Below are 23,295 nucleotides of genomic sequence, written 5' to 3' on the forward strand. Positions count from 1 at the left end.
GGCCGGTCGGCGGCCTGCCCCCGGAGCAATGCCGGAGGGAGGGAACCCGACGAAGTCGGGCCGGACAGGGAGCGAAGACACTTGGTTACTTGGTGGTGGTGCGGCATTCCGATTTTCAAGTAACCCGCCGAAGGCGGAACGCTTCTGCCGTTAGGCAGAACGAAGATAAGCGCCACCATAGATACCGGATATGCACGCGATCCGAAAACCGCGACCGACTCTGATCACTCACCCACAGGCTTGAACACCACCACCGCCAACGGCGGCAGATTCAACGCCAGCGAAAACGCCTGCCCATGGCTCTTGACCTCATCGGCCACCACCGCCCCGCCGTTGCCGATATTCGAACCCGCATACACCCCGGCATCCGAATTCAACAGCTCGGCCCACTTGCCACTGAACGGCACGCCGACGCGATAACCATGACGCGGCACCGGCGTCAGATTGGCGACCACCAACAGCGGCTCACCCTCCTTGCTCCAGCGCAGATAGGCATAAACACTGTTCCCGGCATCATCGCCAATCACCCACTGGAACCCCTGCGGCTGACAATCCTGCTCGTACAGCGCCTTCTGCGACCGATACAACCGGTTCAGATCCCCCACCAGCGTGTGCACGCCCTTGTGATCGGCATACTGCAAGAAATGCCAGTCCAGCTCAGTGTCGTGGTTCCACTCGCGCCATTGCCCGAACTCACAGCCCATGAACAGCAGCTTCTTGCCCGGGTGAGTCCACATGAACGTCAGGTACGCCCGCAGGTTGGCGAACTTCTGCCAGCGGTCGCCAGGCATCTTGTCGATCAACGAATGTTTGCCATGCACCACTTCATCGTGGGAAATCGGCAGGATAAAGCGCTCGGACCATGCATACACCAGCCCGAAGCTCAGCCGGTCATGGTGATGCTGACGATGAATCGGGTCCTGCTCGATGTACTTCAGCGTGTCGTGCATCCAGCCCATGTTCCACTTATAGGCAAAGCCCAACCCACCCTGTTGCGTTGGCTGACTGACACCCGGCCATGCCGTGGACTCTTCAGCGATAACCAACGCCCCCGGAGCTTCCAGCGCGACCACATCGTTGAGATGGCGCAGGAAGTCGATGGCTTCCAGGTTCTCCCGGCCACCATAACGGTTCGGCACCCACTCCCCCGCTTTACGTGAGTAGTCGCGATACAGCATCGATGCCACGGCATCCACGCGCAATCCATCGATGTGGAAGTTTTTCAGCCAATGCAGGCCCGAGGCAATCATGAAGCCGTGGACTTCGGTGCGGCCCAGGTTGTAGATCAGCGTGTCCCAGTCCTGGTGAAAGCCTTCCTGCGGGTTGCCGTATTCATACAGCGCGGTGCCGTCGAATTGCGCCAGCCCGTGGGTGTCGGTGGGAAAGTGCGCAGGCACCCAGTCGAGAATCACCCCGATGTCGTTCTGGTGACAGGCGTTGACGAAGGCTGCGAAGTCTTCCGGCGTGCCGTAACGCGCGCTCGGTGCGAACTGCGACAGCAGTTGATAGCCCCAGGAGCCGCCGAAGGGGTGCTCCATGATCGGCATCAGTTCGATGTGGGTGAAACCTAGATCCTTGATGTACGGAATCAGGTGATCCGCCAGTTCGTGCCAGTTGAACGGGCGATCGGGCTCGTCTTCGCCGCCGTGGTGCCATTTCCACGAGCCTGCATGCAGTTCGTAGATCGAGATCGGCTTGTGCACGTCCTGCTTTTCGCCGCGGGACTGCATCCAGTCATTGTCCTGCCATGCAAAGCTCAGGGGCGCTGCGACCTTGGAGGCTGTGTCGGGCGGCAGTTTGGTCGCCAGAGCCATGGGGTCGGCCTTCAGCGGCAAGACGCCATGCTGACCGAGAATCTCGTATTTGTAGGCTTCGCCGGGGCCGATGCGTGGGATGAAAATCTCCCACACCCCGGACGGGTAACGCACGCGCATCGGATGACGACGGCCGTCCCAGCTATTGAAATCGCCCACGACCGAGACGCGTCGGGCATTCGGTGCCCAGACTGAAAACCGCACACCCTCGACACCATCGACGGTTTTCACCTGCGCGCCCAAGGCGCTGCTCAGGTCGCGGTGATTACCCTCGGCGAACAGGTAGAGGTCCATTTCACCGAGCAACTGACCGAAGCTGTAGGGGTCTTCAGTGATCTGCTCGCCGGTCGCCCAGTTGATTTTCAGCAGGTACGGTTCGCGCACCGGAAAATGCCCGGCAAAGAAACCGGGCTTGTCACTCATCGTCAGTTCACCCAGATCACGCTCGCCGTCTCGAGACAGCACGCGCACACTCAGCGCATTGGGCAGATAGGCGCGGATTACCTGCCCGTCCTTGCCGTCGCTGTGAGGGCCAAGCATGGAGAACGGGTCACGGTGTTCGGCGCGGATCAACGCGTCCATATCGCCGGCACTGGGCAACAACTTGTGGTTGCCTTCGCCGAATTGGTCAGACGCACTCATTTTCATTCTCCATCAGACAAGTTCAACAGCCCGCGCAAGCCTTGAAGCGGAACCGACAACCAGGTCGGCCGATTCTCGGCCTCGTAGGCCACTTCATAAGCGGCTTTTTCCAGGGTGAACAACGCCAGTGCAGCGGCCTCCCCCTTAGCATCTTTCCAGGCGTGGGCAACGTCTTTGGTGGCTGTGGCGTAGCCCTTGAGAAACGCTTCCCGCGCCTGTTTCAAATAGGTTTCGGCAACGTGTTCGCGCGCAGCAGCAGCCTCGGGTGAGGTGTCTGCCGCTTGAGCATTGCGCATTGCCATGGCGGCAGCGTAGTCGAAAGATCGCAACACGCCGCTGACATCCTTGAACGGGCTGTATTTGGCCCGTCGTTCCTGTAACGGGCGCGCCGGTTCCCCTTCAAAGTCGATCAGATACGCATCGCCCTTGACCACCAGCATCTGACCCAGGTGCAAGTCACCGTGCACCCGCATGCGCAGGCCACCCACCGACTGTTTGGCCAGGGTTTGCACCTGAGCCAGCAGCGGTTTGCGTTTGCTCAGCAGTTCACTGACCAGTTGCTGATCGCCCGGTTCCAGGGTATCGCGATGGTGTTCCAGCAAATCGAGCGCGCGCTCGACTTGCGCCGCCACGCTTTTGGCCGATGCCTGGCTGTCCTTGACGCTGGTGACCTCGGTCTTGAAGTCCGGATTGTCGGTCGGGGCACTGAGGACCACGTGCATCTCACCCAGACGCTGGCCCAACAGAGCGGCGAAATCCTTGAGTTCCAGCAGTGCGTTGGCGTGCTGTTCGAGATCCGAGTGACCGTGGGCCATCTCGTCGCGCACCGCGCGTTCCAGGTTGTTCTGGGTCCACTCCCAGGCATCGCCCTGATTGCTCAGATACCCCTGAGCGATCATTAGCAGGTTGCTTTCGCCCTCGTTGTCGACCCGCACCACAGCGCCAAGCAGCGGCGATATGTGCTGATAGCCGGCTTCGGTCAGGTATGCGCCCATTTCCAGCTCAGGGTGCGTACCTGCCGCGACCCGGCGAATCATCTTCAACACCACACTCTTGCCGATCACCACCGAGCTATTGGACTGTTCGGCGGACAGGTAGCGCACCTCGGATTCGTCGTTCAGTCCCAACGGTGCCAGCTTCGAGGTCTGCTGAAACCTCAGCTCGCCGTCGTGGGTCGGCAGCACGCTTTGGTCCTGCATGCCCTTGATCACCGCGCGAATGAATGGCTCAAGGGTAAAGGCGTCGGTGATCAGCCCGACCTGACGGCCACGTCGCACGCGGGCCAGCGCGAGTTGCTGCGGCAGCGGGCTGCTGATGTCATCTTCCGGCAACAGGCCGAACGGCAGCTGATACCGCACCACTTCGTCACCCGACGTCACTTCGATTTCGCTCAACAATACCGGTCGCACAGTAGTCCCGAAACGCACGGCATACGCGATGTGTACCTTGTCCAGGGCTTTGCCTTTACCGGCGAACCAGCGGCGCTTCGGCAGATACGCCGCCAGCGAGTCCTGCTCCATGGTCTGGCGCAAGGGTTCATCGAGCAGCTCTTCAAGGCGTTGTTTGAGGACAAGGGTTGGGAAGTCCGGCAGGCTCTGGGCCGGTTCGACGTGCCAGCTGGGCATTTGATTCTCCGAGGCCAGCAGAAACCAGTAGAAGCCATAAGGCGGCAACGTCAGCAGGTAATTGAGCTGGCCGATAGGTGGGAAGGCGCTGCCGCCGAGCATCTCCACCGGCACGGTACCGGCGTAATGGGAAAGCTCCAGTTCAGCAGCCTGGGAGGCCGCCGAAACATTGGCGACACACAGGATGATTTCAGTCTTGCCGTCAGGACCGGTGTACTCGCGGGTATAGGCCAGAATCCGCCGGTTGCTCGGCGACAACATGTTCAGCGTGCCACGGCCGAAGGCCTTCTGCTGCTTGCGCACCGCGAGCATGCGACGGGTCCAGTTGAGCAGCGAGTGCGGGTCGTGGTCCTGAGCTTCGACGTTGACCGACTGATAGCCGTACAGCGGGTCCATGATCGGCGGCAACACCAGGCTCGCCGGGTTGGCCCGGGAAAACCCGCCGTTGCGGTCGATGGACCATTGCATGGGCGTGCGCACCCCGTCGCGGTCGCCGAGATAAATGTTGTCACCCATGCCGATTTCGTCACCGTAATACAACGTCGGCGTACCTGGCATGGACAACAACATGCTGTTGAGGAGTTCTACGCGGCGGCGGTCGCGCTCCAGTAGCGGGGCCAGACGACGGCGAATACCCAGATTGATCCGCGCGCGGCGGTCTGAGGCGTAGTAGTTCCACAAATAGTCGCGCTCACGGTCGGTGACCATTTCCAGGGTCAGCTCATCGTGATTGCGCAGGAAAATCGCCCATTGGCAGTTTTCCGGAATTTCCGGGGTCTGGCGCAGAATGTCAGTGATCGGAAAGCGGTCCTCCTGCGCCACCGCCATGTACATGCGCGGCATCAGCGGGAAGTGGAAGGCCATGTGGCATTCGTCGCCGTCCTTGCCCTTGCGATCGCCAAAATACAGCTGGGTGTCCTCCGGCCATTGATTGGCTTCGGCCAGGAGCATGCGGTCGGGATAGTTGGCGTCGATCTCGGCACGGATCTTCTTCAGGACGTCGTGGGTTTCCTGAAGGTTCTCGTTGTTGGTGTCGTCGCGCTCGATCAGGTAGGGAATGGCGTCCAGACGCAGGCCGTCAATGCCCATGTCCAGCCAGTAACGCATGACTTCGAGCACCGCCTTCATCACCTGCGGGTTGTCGAAGTTCAGGTCCGGCTGGTGCGAATAGAACCGGTGCCAGAAATACTGGCCGGCCACCGGGTCCCAGGTCCAGTTGGACTTCTCGGTGTCGAGAAAGATGATTCGCGTGCCATCGTATTTCTGGTCGTCATCGGACCAGACGTAGAAATCCCGCGCCTTGGAGCCCTTCTTCGCGTGCCGCGCGCGCTGAAACCAGGGGTGTTGATCCGAGGTGTGGTTAATGACCAGCTCGGTAATCACCCGCAACCCGCGTTTATGGGCTTCGGCGATGAACTTCTTCGCGTCGGCCATGGTGCCGTAATCGGTATGAATGCCCCGATAATCAGCGATGTCATAGCCGTCGTCGCGCCGTGGCGACGGATAGAACGGCAACAACCAGATGGTGTTGACGCCCAGCGCAGCGATGTAGTCGAGCTTGGCGATCAGGCCGGGAAAGTCGCCGATCCCGTCGTCGTTGGAATCGAAATACGACTTCACATGAACCTGGTAAATCACCGCATCCTTGTACCAGAGCGGGTCGTCGATAAAGGCAGCGTTACGAGGTTTCTTGGCCATGACCACATCCTTTTGAATTATGAGTTTGTGGTTCTGATTCGCCAGATGCCGAATGGCTGATAGGAGGGGTCGATGCGCATGAACTGCGTCTTGCCGTACCAGGTCCAGCTGTGGCCGGTCATCAAATCCTCGCCCAATGTGGCGGCGTCATCGGCCAGGCCCATCTCCCAGAGTGGCAGTTCGAAATTCGCTTCCTGAGGGTTGTGCGGATCGAGGCTCACGGCGACCAATACGAAGTTACTGCCGTCCGCGCTGCGCTTACCGAAGTACAGAATGTTGTCGTTCCAGGCGTTGTAGATGCGCAGGCCCAAGTGGGTTTGCAAGGCCGGGTTCTGCCGGCGAATACGGTTGAGCTGAGCGATCTCGGCGATGATGTTGCCCGGCTGGGTGAAGTCCCGAGGCCGGATTTCGTATTTCTCGGAATCCAGATACTCCTCTTTGCCCGGCACAGGCGCCGATTCACACAGCTCGAACCCCGAATACATGCCCCACAGGCCAGAGCCCATGGTCGCCAGCGCCGCTCGAATCAAGAAGCCCGCGCGACCGGAGTCATGCAGAAAATGCGGATTGATATCCGGCGTATTGACGAAGAAATTCGGCCGGTAGCACTCGCGCCACGGCGACTGGTTGAGCTGAGTGAAGTACTCGGCAAGCTCGGCCTTGGTGTTGCGCCAGGTGAAATAGGTATAGCTCTGGGAATAACCGACCTTGCCCAGACGCGCCATCATCGCGGGTTTGGTGAAGGCCTCGGCAAGGAACATCACGTCCGGATGCTGGGCGCGGATGTCGGCGATCATCCATTGCCAGAACGGCAGCGGTTTAGTGTGCGGGTTGTCGACACGGAAGATCTTCACGCCCTCTTCCACCCAACCCAATACCACGTCGCGCAACTCAAGCCACAGACTCGGAATGGCGTCCGGCGCGTAGAAGTCGACGTTAACGATGTCCTGGTACTTCTTAGGCGGGTTTTCCGCATAGCGAATCGTGCCGTCGGGACGCCAGGAGAACCAGCCCGGATGTTCCTTGAGCCACAGGTGGTCCTGGGAGCACTGAATGGCGAAATCCAGAGCGATTTCCAGGCCGTGCTCGGCGGCAGCCGCCACCAGATTGCGGAAGTCTTCGCGGGTGCCCAGCTGCGGGTGAATCGCCTCATGCCCGCCTTCGGCACTGCCGATGGCATACGGACTGCCCGGATCGTCAGGACCGGCCTGCAACGAATTGTTCGGGCCCTTGCGGTGCGCGCGACCGATCGGGTGAATCGGCGGGAAGTACAGGACGTCAAAGCCCATGTCACGAATCATCGGCAGGCGACTATGGACGTCGTTAAAGGTGCCGTGGCGGTTCTTGTCATCGGTGATCGAGCGCGGAAACAGCTCGTACCAACTGGCGAATTGGGCAAGCTGGCGCTCGACATCCAGCGGGAATTCCAGGCTGCGGCTGAGGAAGGCAAGATTATCCGCTTGCGCCATGATCGACGCGGTTTCGCTGTGCAGCAGCAATGCCACTTGCGCTTCGTGCTCGGTATTTTCACCCAGGCGCTGCAACAGGCTGTCGATCTGGCCGCGCAGCTCGTGTTGGCTGCGCTCGGAAGCGTGAACCAGATGCAAGCGCCCTTCTTCCAGTTCCAGACCGATAGGCACACCGGCGGCGTATTTCTTCTCCAGTTCATAACGATAACTGGCGAACTGGTCGATCCACGCCTCCAGCCGGAACAGGTAGCGGCTGACCTTGGTCGGGGTGAATTCGCCGATCCAGCTGTCATTGCCCAGATCGCGCATCGGCGCGCTAAGCCATTGGTGCTCATCGGCGGCGCGGTAACGAATGCGCACCGCCATCTTGTCGTGGCCGTCGGCGAACACCTTGCTGGTGACGGTCACGGGCTGGCCGATGATGGCCTTGGCCGCAAGCTGGCCGGACTCAAGCACCGGCTGGGTATCCTCGATCACGATACGCGGCAGCTGCAGGGCCTGAGTCAGGGATAAAGGCTGGGTTGGGTGCGGTACATCGGTGGCCAGGGAATCCGGGCCGTATGGCTGATCAGCAGTCACATTCATCGAGCATCACTCCTCACGCCCCAGGGACGCTCCGTGTTAAGAGTCCATTCCATCGGCATTTCATCCATAAACGAATAAGGGCGTACCCGCGGGGCAGAACACATCCCGACGTGGCCGCATAGGTTCCGAACGCCAGCCTTGGGGAAAAGTTCAAAGAGCTTGTGGTGCAAAAAAATCGATCCGTTGCCAGCGTAGCTCCACCGTGAACAAGCGCGTTGAAAATGCGCTGAATCATTCAAACAGACGTGCTGTCGAACCCTGCGAGCGCGTTGAAAATCCGGTATTCCTGCCTGTTCCAGCCTGCGCTGAAGGAAGGTGAAGCAATGAACATTCCCATTCCCGCAGAAACACCCGATCCGAATATCGACGACCCCGAACTGCCGGTTCCAAAGCCCGAAGAACCGCCTCCCCCCACCATGCCACCGGTGATCGAGCCGCCCAAGGGCGATCCGCCAAGCACGGAGCCGCCTGCAATTCTGGGTGAGGATTTTCCAGAGTGACACCTGGCTTCTGGTGACTCCTGGCTTGAATTGAACTGGGCGCGCTCCGGCGTGCTCAGGGTTGGTGCGAATCCCCACCGTCCCTGCGCTTGGGGTCTTTGTCCTTTTCTTCCTGTGGTGTGTCGAAGCGTTCGACGATCATCGGCATGAGGCTAAAGATGCCCAGCGCCAGGATCGTGCTCAGTACAGCGGTCATTTCCCGGCCGCTGCCGGCTGCGATGCCGATGGCGGCGGTCATCCACAATCCCGCCGCCGTGGTCAGCCCTTTCACTTGATGGGTATTGAGCTTGTCGCCTTTGAGGATGGTGCCCGCGCCGAGAAAGCCGATCCCCGCGACGATGCCCTGCACGACCCGGCTCAGAGCCTGATCGTCGGCACCTGCCAGCCGCGGTACCAGCACGAATAACGCCGCACCCATGCATACCAGCATGTGCGTTCGCACCCCGGCCGCCTTGCCCTTATGTTCACGCTCGAAACCGAGGATCCCACCGAGTACCGCGGCGATCACCAGACGCACGGTGACGCGGGTCAGTTGCGCGGCATCGGTGATGTCGGAAAATTCTGTGCGAAGGGTCTCGACGACCTCTTGCCACCAAGCGTTCATGGGTAATTCCTTAGGCTACGAGCCTCTTTGCGGGCACGTTCACCAATGGACCGCGCCGCTTGCCCAGAGTGCTGCGCCCCTCTGTCGGAAGCCGGAAACGATTGGATGAGTCCGGCAGTCGTACCTTCAACAGTCCGTGAAGGAGTACGACCATGCCTCTCGAATTCGACAGCAGCAACCAGCACTGCGCGGCCGTGGTAGACGGGACTACCTACCGCAGCGCGGTGATCGACGTGGTGATCACCACCAACGACGCCACCCATATGTCGCAAGCCGATATCGGCGGCAAAAAGGTGCCGATTACCGAGGCCGAGGCCGATGCGCTGACCGTGTACAAGGCCAAGGACCTCAGGCACCACACGATTGGCGTCGAGCCGGGAGAGGATTCGCCGGTCATATGATTCTCTTAACATAACCAGACGCCATAGATGCCCGGGAACTCATCTGATCCGCTGTTTATCGGAAAATCTGCCCCTGTACTGAAACGGCATTGGCGAGCATAGTCCGGTCATCCCGGATTCACGGCTGCCCCTGCACCGGAATCTTCAGTCCCTGGTTGCGGGTTATCGATGAAGCGTTATGAAAAGTTTGCCGACGACATTGCCGAGCTTATCCGGTCCGGCGTGCTCGCTGCCGGTCAGCGCGTGCCTTCGGTGCGTTATGCCAGCCAGACTCACGGCATCAGCCCGTCGACGGTGTTTCAGGCGTATTACCTGTTGGAGCGGCGGGGTTTGATCCGCGCCCGCCCGCGTTCCGGCTACTTCGTCAACGACAGCCTGGTCAACGAAACCTTTGCCGCCCAGCGTTTCGAGCTTCCACCGGTGCTTGAGCCAACCCTGGAAGCGCAGGTCAGCGAAACCACCGAAGTCGATGTCAGCGAGTTGGTGTTTTCGGTCCTGGAGTCGATCAAGGACCCGAACACGGTTCCCTTCGGCTCAGCCTTTCCCAGTGCCGGTCTGTTCCCTCTGCAACGCCTTGCCCGCTCACTGGCCAGTGCCACACGTGACATGGACCCGAGCATGGTGGTCAGCGACCTTTCCCCCGGCAACCCGACCCTGCGCCGGCAAATCGCGCTGCGCTACATGGTCGCGGGTCAAATGCTGCCCATGGAGGAACTGCTGATTACCAACGGCGCCCTCGAAGCGCTGAACCTCTGTTTGCAGGCCGTCACCGAACCGGGCGATCTGGTGGCCATCGAAGCCCCTGCGTTCTATGCCTGCCTGCAAGTGCTGGAACGCTTGAAGCTCAAGGCCGTGGAAATTCCGGTCCATCCGCAAACCGGCATCGACCTGAACGTGCTGGAACAGACGCTGGAACGCTACCCGATCAAGGCTTGCTGGAGCATGACCAGCTTTCAGAACCCTACCGGGGCGACAGTCTCGGAATCGCGCAAGCGAGAACTGGTGGGATTGCTGCGTGAACATGAAGTGCCGTTGATCGAGGATGACGTCTACGCCGAGTTGTATTACGGCCAACACGCGCCGAAGCCGGCAAAAGCCTTCGACACCGAAGGGCTGGTGCTGCATTGCGGCTCGTTCGCCAAGAGCCTGGCGCCGGGGTACCGCGTGGGCTGGGTCGCCGCCGGGCGATATGCGCAGAAGGTCGAGCGGCTGAAACTGATGACCTCGCTCTGCGCCTCGATGCCTGCGCAGGCGGCCATCGCCGATTATCTGCAGCACGGTGGTTACGACCGGCATCTGCGCAAACTGCGTAACAGCCTGGAAGATCAACTGCGGGCCATGCTCGGCGCAGTGGCGCGCTATTTCCCGGCGCAGACCCGGGTCAGCCAGCCCTCGGGCGGGTATTTTCTCTGGCTGGAATTGCCGGAACAGATCGATTCGTTAAAGGTGTTCCAGGTGGCGTTGGCTCAAGGCATCAGCATCGCCCCGGGCCCGATATTCTCCCCGACCCGCCGCTTCAAGAATTGCATTCGCCTGAACTACGGCAGCCCCTGGAGTGAGACATCAGAGCGGGCGATGGAGACCTTGGGCAAGATCATTCGCTCGATGATGGTGGGGTGATCCCTCCATTCGCACTGGTCGACAACCCTGTCAGGTGGAAGCCTGGGATGCCGTCCGTCAGCGGTGTACGCGGACCGATGTGGGAGGGAGCCTGCTCGCGAATGCGGTGTATCAGTCAAGCATGAGTCGCTGATCGAACGCTTTCGCGAGCAAGCTCCTTCCCACAAGAGCAACCCGGGCTCGGCGCGGGTATGCGCAGACCTAGCGGCCACCGCCCAGATCGATGAACGTCCCGGTCGAGTACGACGCCTTGTCCGACAGCAACCAGAGAATCGCCTCGGCCACTTCATCGGCCAGGCCACCGCGCCCCATCGGAATGGTCGGCTCCAGCTTGGTGACCCGTTGCGGGTCACCGCTCAAGGCGTGGAATTCGGTGAAGATATAGCCAGGCCGCACGGCGTTGACCCGTACGTTCTCCCCTGCCACTTCCTTGGCCAGGCCGATGGTGAAGGTGTCGAGCGCGCCCTTGGAAGCGGCGTAGTCGACGTATTCACCCGGCGAGCCGAGCCGCGCTGCCACTGACGACACATTGACGATGCTGCCGCCGTGCCCGCCATGACGCGGCAACATGCGCAACAGCGCATGCTTGCTGCACAGCATCGGACCGACCACGTTGCTCATCATGATCTTGAGCATGCGAAATTCTGACATGTGCTCGACCCGCGACGTCTCGCCAACGGTACCGGCGTTGTTCACCAGCGCGGTCAGGCGCCCAAGCTCCGAGTCCACACGGGAAAACAGGCGAATGATTTCGTCTTCGTTGCTGACGTCCGCCTGCACCGCGATGGCATAGCCACCCGCCTCGCGAATCTGCCCGCAGACGCGCTCGGCGGCGGCATGGTCAGACAGGTAATTGATGCAGACGCGATAACCCTGCGATGCCGCCAGAACTGCCGTGGCCGCGCCAATACCTCTGGAGCCGCCCGTAATGAGGAGGTTTTTATCCATGAAATGTCCGAATCAACCTGAGCTTTTTTAATGTTGTGCAAAGCATGAAACGTCAAAGTGTGTTCGCGGATACCCGTTTCTGCGCCGCGTTAATATCCGCCATGAAGCGGTCCGCTGGCAATGGATGCCCCAGCAGATACCCCTGCAGCGAGTCGCAGCCCAGGCGGGTCAGGAAATTCTGCTGGCTGCTGGTCTCGACACCCTCGGCCACGATCCGCAGGTTCAGCGCCTGACCCAGCGCGACGATGGCCGAGACAATCGCCGCATCGTCGCTGTCATGCTCCAGATCACGCACAAAACCACGGTCGATCTTCAACTCATTGGCTGGCAAGCGCTTCAGGTACATCAGGCTCGAATACCCGGTACCGAAGTCGTCGATGGACAGGTCCACGCCCATGTCCGAGAGCTGCTGCAACACCGTCATGCTGGCGTCGGCGTCGCTCATGGCGGTGGTTTCGGTAATCTCCAGCGTCAGGCAATTGGCCGGCAAACCATGCGCCGCCAGAGACTGCGCAACGTTCTTCACCAGACCTGCGTGACAGAACTGCAAGGCCGAGAGATTCACCGCGATGCGCCAGTGGGTAAAACCGGCGTCGTACCAGACGCGCATCTGGCGGCAGGCTTCGTTCAGTACCCATTCGCCGATGTTGATGATCAGGCCGGTCTTTTCCGCAAGGCCGATGAATTTGTCCGGCATCAGCATGCCGTGTTCCGGGTGATTCCAGCGAACCAGGGCTTCCGCGCCGACCGGCTCCCCCGTGCCCGCCGCGAACTTGGGCTGGTAATGCAGGCAGAACTGGTTTTCCCGAAGGCCGGTGCGCAGGTCCTGCAGCAGTTGCAGCTGATTGCGCGCATTGGTGTTCATCGAGGCATCGAAGAAGCTGTAGCCGTTCTTGCCCGCACTTTTGGCGTGGTACATCGCCGCGTCGGCGTTCATCAGCAATTCTTGCTGAGTGCGGCCATTGCCGGGGTACAGGCTGATGCCGATACTCACCGTGACCTGAAGATCATGGTCCTGCACGCTGAACGGCTTGCTGACCAGCGCCACCTGACGCGAGGCCACGGTGGTCGCATCGTCGATCTCTTCCAGTTCCACCAGCAGCACGAACTCGTCGCCGCCGATGCGCGCCAGGGTGTCGTGACGATGGAAGTTGTCACGCATGCGCATTGCCACTTCTCGCAACAGCTGATCGCCGACGTGATGCCCGAACGCATCGTTGACCGGCTTGAAACCGTCCAGGTCCATGAACATCAGCGCGAACAATCCGCCCTGAGAGTCGACTTTGCGCATCGCCTGCTCGATACGGTCGGCCAGCAGAATCCGATTAGGCAGCCCGGTCAGTGTGTCGTGCAGCGCCAGTTGAGTCAGTTCGCGGTTGGCCTCGCTCAGCGACGCCGCCAGTTGCGCGGTACGCGCCTCCAGACGCGCGTCGAGAATCGAAGTGAGCAAGGTGATGGTCAACACCGCCAGGCTGGTGACCAGTACCAGTTTGTCCAGGCCGTCGGTGCGCAGCCCCGTTACCGCCGCGCCGCAGAAACTGCCGTCAGGGAAATTCGCTGCAGCCATGCCGGTGTAGTGCATGCCGACAATCGCAAAGCCCATGATCACCGCCGCCCCACCGCGGGCCAGACGCACATAGGGGGTTTGCTTGCGCAGGCGCAATGCGATACACAGCGCAGCGGCCGATGCGCTGACTGCAATGACAAGGGACAGCCCGAACAACGCAGGGTCGTAATCGATGCCCGGCTGCATGCGCAATGCGGCCATGCCGGTGTAGTGCATGGTGCTGATGCCGGTGCCCATTGCCAAGGCGCCGAACAGGATATGCAGCATCGGCACGTGCTGATGACTGACCAGCCAGAGCGCGAAGCCCGAAGACAGCACCGCCACGGCAAGGGACAGCAGGGTCAAGGTCAGGTCGAAACCGAGGTCGATCGGCAGCTTGAACGCCAGCATGCCGATGAAGTGCATGGACCAGATGCCGATGCCCATGGACAGCGCGCCGCCGCAAATCCACATGACCATCGCCCGACCTTTAGCGGTGGCGATGCGTCCTGCAAGATCGAGCGCGGTATAGGACGCCAGAATGGCCACCAGAATGGAAACCAGGACCAGCGACAACGTGTAGTGTCCAATCAGCATGGGGCGTGACTCATGACTCAACCAGATAAGGCTAGATAGCCCAGGAATACGGCGGCGATTGTACCGATTTGCGCAGGAAAGTCGCGTCAGCCCGTCGTAATCATGGCAATAAGCCTTTACCCATGATCAGCGTCCGGATATCTCTGGTTCACGCCTCAGACCTGCTTCGGCATTCCATCCGCCACCCAGTGCCGCGATCAATTGAACGCTGGCAATCAGTCGGCTCTGCAACACTGACAGCACGCTGCGTTCGTTACTCAACGCTGTGGTTTGCACGTTTACCACATCAAGATAGCCAATCAATCCGGCCTTGTACTGGTTACTGGTCAGACGCAATGAATCCCGCGCGGCGTCCAGCGCCTCCTTGCGCACCCCCGCTTCCTGTTCGTACACGCGCAATTGCGCCATGTAGTCCTCCACTTCCTTGAAGCCGTCGAGCACGGTCTGGCGATATTGGGCGACAGTCTGGTCATACACCGCCTCGGTGCGATCGACCTCCGCAGCACGCTGACCGCCGTCGAACAGGTTCATCGCCAGTTGCGGCCCCACCGACCAGAAACGGTTCGGCAGGCTGATCCAGTTGTTGAACGTACTGCTGCTGTAGCCGCCGTTCATGCTCAGGGTCAGGTCAGGGTAGTACGCAGCCTTGGCCACGCCGATGTTCGCGTTCGCGGCCATCACCGAGCGCTCGGCGGCGGCGATGTCCGGGCGACGTTCGAGCAATTGCGACGGCAACTGCGCAGGAATCTGCGGAAGTGCCGGGACATCCATGGTCGGCGCGAGGCTGAAATCGGCAGGCGCCTGGCCCATCAACACGGCGATGGCGCTCTCGAACTGCGCGCGCTGCCAGGCCAGGTCGATCAGGTCGGCCTGAGTGCTCTTCAGTTGGGTCTGGGCCTGAGCAATGGCATCGCGCCCGGAAATTCCCGCCCGGTACTGGTTCTCGGTGAGTTTCAGCGAGCGCTGGTAGGTGTCGACGGTCGATTCAAGCAAGCGCTTCTGCTCGTCGATCACCCGCAGTTGCAGGTAGTTCTGCACCAGTTGCGATTGCAGGCTCAGCTGCATCGAAGCCAGATCGGCGAGGCTGGCCTGGGCGCTGGCCTTGTCGGCCTCCAGACCTCGACGCAATTTGCCCCAGATGTCCGCTTCCCAGCTCACGCCCAGCTGTGCGTTGTAGGTGTCGCGAATCCCGCTGCTGGAGCTGCTCAGGCTTGAGCTACTGCTGCCGGTGCCCTGGCTCGAACGGTTCTTGCTGGTGGTCAGGTCCAGCGTCGGAAAAAACGCGCCCCGGGCACTGCGCACCAGCGCTGCGGCCTGACGGTATTGCGCTTCGTATTGAGCGACCGTCTGGTTCGAGGTGTTGAGCTTTTCCACCAGGCCATTGAGCTGCGCATCGCCATAGATCTCCCACCAGGCGCCACGGGCAATGGCGTCGCTGGGGTTGGCCTGAGTCCAGCCTTCGGCCTGCTTGAAGTGTGCTGGCGTGGTCACGTCCGGCTTTTTATAGTCCGGGCCAACTGCGCAGGCACTGAGCAGCAGCGCGCAGAGCGCCACGCCAAAAGTGCGCCGAAAAGGCATAGTCCGCTGCAGTACAGAGGCGTTCGGGCGATGGGTCATAGCGGAGTTTCCAGGGCAGCATCCGTCCGCACACCGCGCCATTTATTGACGCGATGACGCAGACGGTCGAGGTAGAGGTAAACCACCGGGGTGGTGTACAGCGTGAGAATCTGGCTGAGGATCAGGCCACCGATGATGGTCAGGCCCAGCGGGCGACGCATTTCCGCGCCCTCGGCGCTGCTGAGCAGCAACGGCACGGCGCCAAGAATCGCCGCCAGCGTGGTCATCAGGATCGGCCGCAAGCGTTGCAAACAGGCGTTGCGGATCGACTCCAGTGGGGTCATGCCGCTGCCACGTTCCAGTTGCAGCGCAAGGTCGATCATCAGAATGGCGTTCTTCTTCACCACGCCAATGAGCAGGAACAGGCCCAGCAGCGAAATCAGGCTGAACTGCCCGCCCGTGAGGTAAATGCTCAACAGCGCACCGACCCCGGCGGAAGGCAACGTCGAGAGAATGGTCAGCGGATGCACGTAACTCTCGTAGAGAATCCCCAGCACCAGGTACACCGCCACCAGCGCACCGAGGATCATCCACGGTTGGCTTTTTTGGGTCGCGGCAAAGGCATCGGCGGTGCCGGCCATCTTGGCGATCACGTCTTCGGGCAAACCGACGGCAGCCACTGCGCGCTCGATAGCCGAAGTGGCCTGGTCCAGCGTCACGCCATCGGCGAGGTCGAACGAGACGTTGTCGGACGCGAACTGACCTTCGTGGTTGACCCGGTCGTCTTCCAGACTGCGCTCGTAATGGGCGATGGTCGACAGCGGCACCCGCGCACCGTTGGCGGTGATCACTTGCACCTGTTCCAGGGTGATCGGGTCCAGCGCGTACTTGGGATTGACCTCCATGACCACCTGATACTGGTTCAGCGGATCATAAATGGTCGACACCTGACGCTGGCTGTAGGCGTTGTTGAGCACCGTGGTGACCAGGTTCATGTCGATGCCCAGACGCTTGGCGGCGTCACGGTCGACCACCAACGTCACCTGCTGGGTGCCACCGCCGTCATGGGCGTCGATGGCCGTCAGCTCCTTGAGCGATTTCAGAGCAGTCACAACCTTCGGATACCAGAAGCGCAGGCTTTCAAGGTCGCCGCTTTGCAGAATGTACTGGTATTGCGAACTGGTCTGCTCGCGACCGCCACCCAGCTGCAGGTCCTGATCGGGCTGCAGGAACAGCCGGCCGCCTGGCACTTGTGGCATTTCCTTGCGCAGCCGCTCGACCACCTGCTCGGCGCCGATCCTGCGCTCGGAAATTGGCTTCAAGCGCACGATGATGAAGGCGTTGCCGGTGCCGCCGTTACCGCCGATGAAACCGGCGACGCTCTCCACCGCAGGGTCCTTGAGGATCGCGGTGCGGAACACGTCCATTTTGGGTTGCATCACCGAGAACGACAGCCCGTCGTCGCCGCGCACGAAGCCCATCAATTGGCCGGTGTCCTGTTGCGGCAAGAAGGTTTTCGGCACCACCACGTACAGCGCGATGTTGACGCCGATGGTGAGCAGCAGCGTCAGGATGGTCAGGCGCCGATGACGCAATGCCCAGCCGAGGCTTTTGTCGTAACCGGCGACCATACGATCGTTGACCCTCTGGCTCCAGCGCTGCAAGCGGTTTTCGGTGCCCGGGACATGCGGTTTGAGCCAGCGGGCGCAGAGCATCGGGGTCAGCGTCAAGGAGACCACCAGCGATACCACAATGGACGCCGATAAGGTAATCGAGAACTCGCGGAACAGGCTTTCCACCAAACCGCCCATAAAGAGGATCGAGATGAACACCGCCACCAGCGACACGTTCATCGACAGCAGGGTGAAGCCCACCTCCTGGGCGCCACGGTACGCGGCCTGCATCGGCGGCACGCCCTCGTCGATGTGCCGGGAAATATTCTCCAGCACCACGATGGCGTCATCCACCACCAGCCCCGTGGCCAGAATCAGCGCCATCAGTGACAGGTTGTTCAGAGAGAACCCGCACAGGTACATGATGGCGAACGTGCCTACCAGCGATACGGGCACCGCCAGGGTCGGGATCAACGAGGCGCGGAAGTTACCGAGGAACAGGAACACCACGATGATCACCAGCACCACGGCGATCAGCAGGGTCATCTCCGCTTCGTGCAATGTGGCCTTGATCACCGGCGAGCGGTCCATCGCCAGATCCAGCTTGACGCTGGACGGCAACACGGCTTGCAGCGCAGGCAACTGCGCCTTGATCGCCGCCACGGTCTCGATGATGTTGGCCCCGGCCTGACGGTTGATCACCAGCAGCACCGCCGACTTTTCATTGAAGAAGCCGCTGTTGTAGCGGTCCTCCACCGAGTTCTTGACCTTGGCCACGTCTTTGAGCCGCAGCGCCGCACCGTTCTGGTAACGGATGATCAGCGGCTCGTAATCCTTGGCCTTTTCCAACTGGTCGTTGGCCTGAACCTGCCAGTTGTGCTCGGCGCTTTCCACGAAGCCCTTGGGGCGGCGCACGTTAGAGTTGGAAATCGTGGTGCGTACCTCGTCAAGCGACACGCCGTACTGATCCAGCAGCTTGGGTTCCAGCTCGACGCGAACAGCAGGCAGCGAACTGCCGCCGATCTGCACCTCGCCCACGCCGCTCACCTGGGACAGGCTCTGGGACAGGATCGTTGACGCCAGATCGTACAACTGGCCTTTTTCCAGCACGTCCGAGGTCAGGGACAGCACCATGATCGGCGCCTGGGACGGGTTGACCTTCTTGTACGTCGGCATGCTGCGCATGCCGCTGGGCAACAGATTGCGCGAGGCGTTGATCGCCGCCTGCACCTCTCGCGCCGCACCGTTGATGTCGCGGTCCATGTCGAACTGCAGAATCACCCGCGTGGTGCCCTGACTCGAACGGCTGGTCATGGTGTTGACCCCGGCGATGGTGCCCAGGGACCGTTCCAGCGGTGTCGCCACGCTGGACGCCATGATTTCCGGGCTCGCGCCGGGTAACGAGGCCTGAACAACAATCACCGGGAAGTCCATGTTCGGCAGCGGCGAAACCGGCAGCAGGCCGAAACTCATGCCGCCGAGCAGCATGATCGCAAGACTCAGCAGCATGGTCGCCACCGGCCGGCGGATGAAGGGCGCCGAGAGGTTCATACGTCAGCCTGCTCCAGCGAGGCTGGCGAAGCAGGTTTACGTTGCCAGCGACGGCCGAGACGATCGAAATACAGATAGATGACCGGCGTGGTGAATAGCGTCAGTACCTGACTCACCAGAAGACCGCCAACCATCACCAGACCCAGTGGCTGACGCAGCTCGGCACCGGAACCTGTGGCGAACATCAATGGAATGGCGCCAAACAACGCAGCGAGCGTGGTCATCAGAATCGGCCGGAAACGCAGCAGCGCCGCTTCGTAGATCGCTGTCTGCGGATCGACGCCACGGTTGCGCTCAGCGTCGAGGGCAAAGTCGATCATCATGATCGCGTTCTTCTTGACGATACCGATCAGCAGAATAATGCCGATGATCGCGATCATGCCCAGATCGTTGCCGCTCAATATCAGCGCCAGCAACGCACCGATGGCGGCTGATGGCAGGGTCGAGAGAATAGTGATCGGGTGAATGTAGCTCTCGTACAGCACCCCCAACACGATGTACATCGTCACCACTGCGGCGAGCACCAGCAACAGCGTGCTGGACAGCGAGGCCTGGAACGCTTCGGCCGCGCCCTGAAACTGCGTCTGCACACCGAGCGGCATGCCAATGTCTTTCTGCACTTGCTCGATCACTTCTACCGCTTGCCCAAGCGCCACGCCGGGCGCCAGGTTGAACGACATCATCACCGCCGGAAACTGGCCCATGTGGGCGATGGCCAACTGCGCCTGACGCTGCTCGACCCTGGCCAGACTTGAGAGTTTGACCTGGCCGCCATCGGTGGTCTTGACGTGAATCTGCTCCAGCGCCTGCGGCCCCAGATCATTGGCCGCCGCCGCTTGAAGCACCACGCGGTACTGGCTGGCCTGGGTGTAGATCGTGGAAATCTGCCGCTGGCCGAACGCGTCATACAGCGCGTCGGTGATATTGGCGACCGTAACGCCCAGTCGGCTAGCCGCATCGCGGTCAATGTTCAGGTACACCTGCAGGCCTTTGTCCTGCAGGTCGCTGGCGACGTCGGTCAGTTCCGCACGTTCGGCCAGAGCGTCCACCAGTTTGCCACTCCACAGGCTCAACAGTTCGGCATCCGGCGAGGACATGCTGAACTGATATTGGGTGCGACTGACCCGATCCTCGATGGTCAGGTCCTGCACCGGCTGCATGAACAGACGGATGTCCGACAGTTGATCGACCTGTGGCTGGAGGCGCTGAATCACCTGCGTCGCGGTCAGGTCGCGCTGGTTGTGCGGCTTGAGGTTGATCAGCATGCGTCCGCTGTTGAGCGTGGCGTTGTCGCCATCGACACCGATGTAGGACGACAGGCTGGACACGGCCGGATCCTGCAGAATGACCTTGGCCAGAGCCTGCTGCCGTTCGCTCATGGAGGCGAACGAAACCGACTGCGGCGCTTCGGAAATGCCCTGGATCACCCCGGTATCCTGCACCGGAAAGAAACCCTTCGGTACAGCGAGATAGAGCAGCACGGTGACGCCCAGCGTGGCGATGGCCACCAGCAGCGTCAGCGGTTGATGCTTGAGTACCCACTGCAATTTGCGCCCGTAGGCGGCGATCAGCCAATCGATCCAGGCGCCGCTGGCCCGGTAGAAACGGCCCTGCTCTTCTTCCTTGGGCTCGCGCTTGAGCAAGCGCGCGCACATCATCGGCGTCAGGGTCAGCGAAACCACCAGCGAAATCAGGATCGCCACCGCCAGGGTAATTGCGAACTCGCGGAACAATCGTCCGACCACGTCGGCCATGAACAGCAGTGGAATCAACACCGCGATCAACGAGATGGTCAACGAAATCAGGGTGAAGCCGATCTGCCGCGCGCCTTTGAGGGCGGCCTGCAACGGAGTCTCGCCCTCCTCCAGATGCCGGGAAATGTTCTCCAGCATGACGATCGCATCGTCCACCACGAAGCCGGTGGCAATGGTCATGGCCATCAGCGTCAGGTTGTTGACCGAGAAGCCGGCAAGGTACATGACGCCAAAAGTGCCCACCAGCGACAGCGGCACGGCTATCGAAGGAATGATGGTGGCGCTGAGGCGGCGCAGAAACAGAAATGTAACCAACACCACCAGCACGATGGAAATCAGCAATTCGTGCTGCACGTCGCTGACCGAGGCGCGGATGGTTTGCGTGCGGTCGGTCAGCACCACTACGTCCAGACCGGCGGGCAGGTTGTCGGTGATGCTCGGCAACAAGGCCTTGATCCGGTCGACCACCTCAATGACGTTGGCCCCCGGCTGACGCTGGATATTCAGCAGCACGGCCTGGTTTTGGTTGGCCCAGGCGGCAAGACGCTCGTTTTCCGCGCCATCGACGATCTGCGCCACGTCCTTGAGACGCAGCGGCCCGCCGTTGTTGTAGGCCAGAATCAGGTTGGCGTATTCCTCGGGCGACTTGAGCTGATCGTTCGCATCGAGCATCGAAACCCGGGTCGGACCGTCGAAGTTGCCCTTGGGCGTGTTGACGTTGGAGGCACTGACCAGCGTGCGCACGTCCGACAGGTTCAGACCGTTGGCGGCCAGCGCATCAGGATTGACCTTGATCCGCACTGCCTGCCGCTGGCCGCCGGCGATGCTGACCATGCCGACGCCGCTGATCTGGGCGATTTTCTGCGCCATGCGCGTATCGACCAGATCATTGAGCTTGGGCAGGAGCATGGTTTTCGAAGTGATCGCCAGGGTCAGCACCGGGGTGTCCGCGGGGTTGACCTTGTTGTAGGTCGGTGGCGCTGGCAAATCGTTTGGCAGCAAGTTGGTCGCGCCATTGATCGCCGCCTGCACTTCCTGTTCGGCGACATCCATGTTGATGTCCAGGCTGAAACGCAGGGTAATCACCGAGGCGCCGCCGGAACTGGTCGAGGCCATTTGCGTCAGGCCCGGCATCTGCCCGAACTGACGCTCAAGCGGTGCGGTCACGGCACTGGTCATCACTTGCGGGCTGGCACCGGGGTACAGGGTCATGACCCGGATGGTCGGATAATCCACCTGCGGCAACGCCGAAACCGGCAGCAAGGTGTAGGCGATCAGGCCGGCCAGCACGATGGCCAGCATGCTCAGCGTGGTCGCGACGGGCCTGAGGATGAACAGGCGTGACAGGTTCATACGTTGCCTTTTTTCACGGCGGCGGCGTCGGCCGACTCACCGGTTTCCTTGTCTTTCGCGGGCTGGCCCTGCAGCTTTCCACCCGGCGTGACCGGCACGTCCTTGCTGTCGTTGACCACTTCCACCTCACTGCCGTCCTTCAAACGGTCGGTGCCTTCCAGCACCACGCGATCACCCGCGGCCAGACCTTCGGTGATGACCGTGGAGTTCTCATCGCTCGGGCCGGTTTTGAGCTGACGAATACGAACCTTCTTGTCGCCCTCCATCACGTAGACGAAGGTGCCGTTGACGCCGAACTGCACCGCAGCCGACGGCACCAGCACGGCGTTTTTCATCGTGCTGGCCAGCAGACGCGCGTTGACGAACTGGTTGGGAAACAACGCCTCGTTTTCGTTATCGAAGCGCGCCTTGAATTTCAGGGTGCCTGTGGTGATGTCGATCTGGTTGTCGATGCTGGCGAGCACGCCCTTGGCCTGCAGCTTCACGTCGCCACGGTCCCAGGCTTCCACCGGCAATTTGTCGCCGTTGCGGTAGTGACCGATCACGTCTGCGAGATCTTTCTCCGGCAGGGTGAAGCTGACCGTGATCGGTTTGGTCTGGGTGATGACTGCCAGAGCGGTGGTGTCATTGGCGGCCACCAGGTTGCCGACGTCCAGTTGACGCAGGCCGATGCGGCCGGCGATCGGCGCACGAATCTGGGTGAACTCGAGATTGAGCCTGGCGTCGCCCACGGCGGCCTGATTGGTCTTGATCGTGCCCTGATATTGGCCGATCAGCGACTCGGCGGTGTCCAGGGTCTGCTTGGCGATGCTGTCCTCTTTGTACAGGTCCCGATAACGCTGTACGTCGATCTGCGCATTTTTCAGCAGCGCCTGATTGGTCATCAGGGTGCCTTCGGCCTGTTGCAGGGCAATCTGGTAGCTGCGCGGATCGATCACCGCCAAGAGATCCCCGGCCTTGACCTGCTGACCCTCCTGGAAGTTGATCTTGACCAGCTCGCCCGCGACCCGGCTGCGCACGTTGATGGTGTTCATCGCGGTCACGGTGCCCAGCGCTTTGTAATAGATAGGGAAGTCACCCGTGGTCGCAGGCGCCACTCGCACTGGGACCGGGCCGGCCGCTCCGCCGAACCCCGGACGCTGACCGGTCGTTTTTCCCGCGCCGCCGCTGCGGCTTGCGCCTTTGTGGGCTTGCCCGGATTGCTGCGCGGTGGCATCAGTCTTTTGTGCCGATCCCGGCCAGAACCGCCAGCAGACGCCTGCGACAATCAAGAGAACCAACAAGCTGAGTAGCCAGCGACGGGAGTTACGGAAACCAGACGATTGCATGAATAAGTCAACCAGTGTGCGCGTGAGCGTCTTCGGGAGGCTGAACAATAAGCATAGTTACGTGCCAAGCAAAGGGCCTTTACCGGCAAT

The 23,295-nt window shown here is 61.0% G+C and carries 13 protein-coding genes; 3 read left to right on the forward strand and 10 right to left on the reverse strand.

Annotated elements, in window-relative coordinates; genetic code table 11:
- Window positions 1-224 precede the first annotated feature (224 nt).
- From glgB to BWR59_RS04215, 3 genes are read right to left on the reverse strand one after another with little or no spacing between them, the layout of a single operon-like run.
- On the reverse strand, window positions 225-2,456 hold the full coding sequence (gene glgB / locus BWR59_RS04205) for a 1,4-alpha-glucan branching protein GlgB (protein WP_143490757.1): 2,232 nt from the start codon (window positions 2,454-2,456) through the stop codon (window positions 225-227).
- A gap of 2 nt (window positions 2,457-2,458) precedes the next feature.
- Window positions 2,459-5,779, reverse strand: coding sequence for a maltose alpha-D-glucosyltransferase (gene treS / locus BWR59_RS04210; protein ID WP_081564370.1), 3,321 nt, complete (start codon window positions 5,777-5,779; stop codon window positions 2,459-2,461).
- Between the two features lie 17 nt (window positions 5,780-5,796).
- Entirely contained in the window at window positions 5,797-7,833 is a 2,037-nt protein-coding gene (locus BWR59_RS04215; RefSeq protein WP_081564371.1) for an alpha-1,4-glucan--maltose-1-phosphate maltosyltransferase, read from the reverse strand.
- Between the two features lie 323 nt (window positions 7,834-8,156).
- On the opposite strand from BWR59_RS04215, the gene BWR59_RS32335 reads away from it, so the two are divergent.
- Entirely contained in the window at window positions 8,157-8,333 is a 177-nt protein-coding gene (locus BWR59_RS32335; RefSeq protein WP_168184446.1) for a hypothetical protein, read from the forward strand.
- A 55-nt stretch (window positions 8,334-8,388) separates the two neighbouring features.
- Here the strand turns inward: BWR59_RS32335 and BWR59_RS04220 are convergent, their stop codons facing one another.
- Window positions 8,389-8,937: an MgtC/SapB family protein gene (locus tag BWR59_RS04220; RefSeq protein WP_081564372.1), complete on the reverse strand. Its 549-nt coding sequence runs from the start codon at window positions 8,935-8,937 to the stop codon at window positions 8,389-8,391.
- Between the two features lie 152 nt (window positions 8,938-9,089).
- On the opposite strand from BWR59_RS04220, the gene BWR59_RS04225 reads away from it, so the two are divergent.
- On the forward strand, window positions 9,090-9,338 hold the full coding sequence (locus BWR59_RS04225; RefSeq protein WP_081564373.1) for a DUF3203 family protein: 249 nt from the start codon (window positions 9,090-9,092) through the stop codon (window positions 9,336-9,338).
- 168 nt (window positions 9,339-9,506) lie between these two features.
- The gene (gene mapR / locus BWR59_RS04230) at window positions 9,507-10,958 is read left to right on the forward strand and encodes a GntR family transcriptional regulator MpaR (protein WP_081564374.1); all 1,452 of its coding nucleotides are present in this window, start codon (window positions 9,507-9,509) and stop codon (window positions 10,956-10,958) included.
- A 201-nt stretch (window positions 10,959-11,159) separates the two neighbouring features.
- Here the strand turns inward: mapR and BWR59_RS04235 are convergent, their stop codons facing one another.
- The 6 genes from BWR59_RS04235 to BWR59_RS04260 all read right to left on the reverse strand — a co-directional run bounded on the left by BWR59_RS04235 (window position 11,160) and on the right by BWR59_RS04260 (window position 23,220).
- On the reverse strand, window positions 11,160-11,906 hold the full coding sequence (locus BWR59_RS04235; protein WP_081564375.1) for an SDR family oxidoreductase: 747 nt from the start codon (window positions 11,904-11,906) through the stop codon (window positions 11,160-11,162).
- 52 nt (window positions 11,907-11,958) lie between these two features.
- On the reverse strand, window positions 11,959-14,049 hold the full coding sequence (locus BWR59_RS04240; protein WP_081564376.1) for an EAL domain-containing protein: 2,091 nt from the start codon (window positions 14,047-14,049) through the stop codon (window positions 11,959-11,961).
- Between the two features lie 126 nt (window positions 14,050-14,175).
- Window positions 14,176-15,627 carry an efflux transporter outer membrane subunit gene (locus BWR59_RS04245; RefSeq protein ID WP_143490769.1) on the reverse strand — a complete coding sequence of 484 codons (1,452 nt, stop codon included), beginning with the start codon at window positions 15,625-15,627 and terminating at the stop codon, window positions 14,176-14,178.
- Window positions 15,628-15,662: 35 nt separating this feature from the next.
- Entirely contained in the window at window positions 15,663-18,770 is a 3,108-nt protein-coding gene (locus BWR59_RS04250) for an efflux RND transporter permease subunit (protein ID WP_081564378.1), read from the reverse strand.
- Window positions 18,767-21,877, reverse strand: coding sequence for an MdtB/MuxB family multidrug efflux RND transporter permease subunit (locus BWR59_RS04255; RefSeq protein WP_081564379.1), 3,111 nt, complete (start codon window positions 21,875-21,877; stop codon window positions 18,767-18,769). Before BWR59_RS04255 ends, BWR59_RS04250 begins: the two co-directional genes overlap by 4 nt.
- Entirely contained in the window at window positions 21,874-23,220 is a 1,347-nt protein-coding gene (locus BWR59_RS04260; RefSeq protein ID WP_081564498.1) for an MdtA/MuxA family multidrug efflux RND transporter periplasmic adaptor subunit, read from the reverse strand. The genes BWR59_RS04255 and BWR59_RS04260 overlap by 4 nt, the downstream gene beginning before the upstream one ends.
- Between the last annotated feature and the right edge of the window lie 75 nt (window positions 23,221-23,295).

It is taken from the genome of Pseudomonas sp. Bc-h, assembly GCF_002080045.1.
Lineage (GTDB): Bacteria > Pseudomonadota > Gammaproteobacteria > Pseudomonadales > Pseudomonadaceae > Aquipseudomonas.

Coding starts and splice junctions, on each gene's coding strand:
- BWR59_RS04225 (WP_081564373.1), top strand. CDS start 9,090: ATGCCTCTCGAATTCGACAGCAGCAACCAGCACTGCGCGGCCGTGGTA.
- BWR59_RS32335 (WP_168184446.1), top strand. CDS start 8,157: ATGAACATTCCCATTCCCGCAGAAACACCCGATCCGAATATCGACGAC.
- glgB (WP_143490757.1), bottom strand. CDS start 2,456: ATGAGTGCGTCTGACCAATTCGGCGAAGGCAACCACAAGTTGTTGCCC.
- BWR59_RS04255 (WP_081564379.1), bottom strand. CDS start 21,877: ATGAACCTGTCACGCCTGTTCATCCTCAGGCCCGTCGCGACCACGCTG.
- treS (WP_081564370.1), bottom strand. CDS start 5,779: ATGGCCAAGAAACCTCGTAACGCTGCCTTTATCGACGACCCGCTCTGG.
- BWR59_RS04235 (WP_081564375.1), bottom strand. CDS start 11,906: ATGGATAAAAACCTCCTCATTACGGGCGGCTCCAGAGGTATTGGCGCG.
- BWR59_RS04240 (WP_081564376.1), bottom strand. CDS start 14,049: ATGCTGATTGGACACTACACGTTGTCGCTGGTCCTGGTTTCCATTCTG.
- BWR59_RS04215 (WP_081564371.1), bottom strand. CDS start 7,833: ATGAATGTGACTGCTGATCAGCCATACGGCCCGGATTCCCTGGCCACC.
- BWR59_RS04250 (WP_081564378.1), bottom strand. CDS start 18,770: ATGAACCTCTCGGCGCCCTTCATCCGCCGGCCGGTGGCGACCATGCTG.
- mapR (WP_081564374.1), top strand. CDS start 9,507: ATGAAGCGTTATGAAAAGTTTGCCGACGACATTGCCGAGCTTATCCGG.
- BWR59_RS04220 (WP_081564372.1), bottom strand. CDS start 8,937: ATGAACGCTTGGTGGCAAGAGGTCGTCGAGACCCTTCGCACAGAATTT.
- BWR59_RS04245 (WP_143490769.1), bottom strand. CDS start 15,627: ATGCCTTTTCGGCGCACTTTTGGCGTGGCGCTCTGCGCGCTGCTGCTC.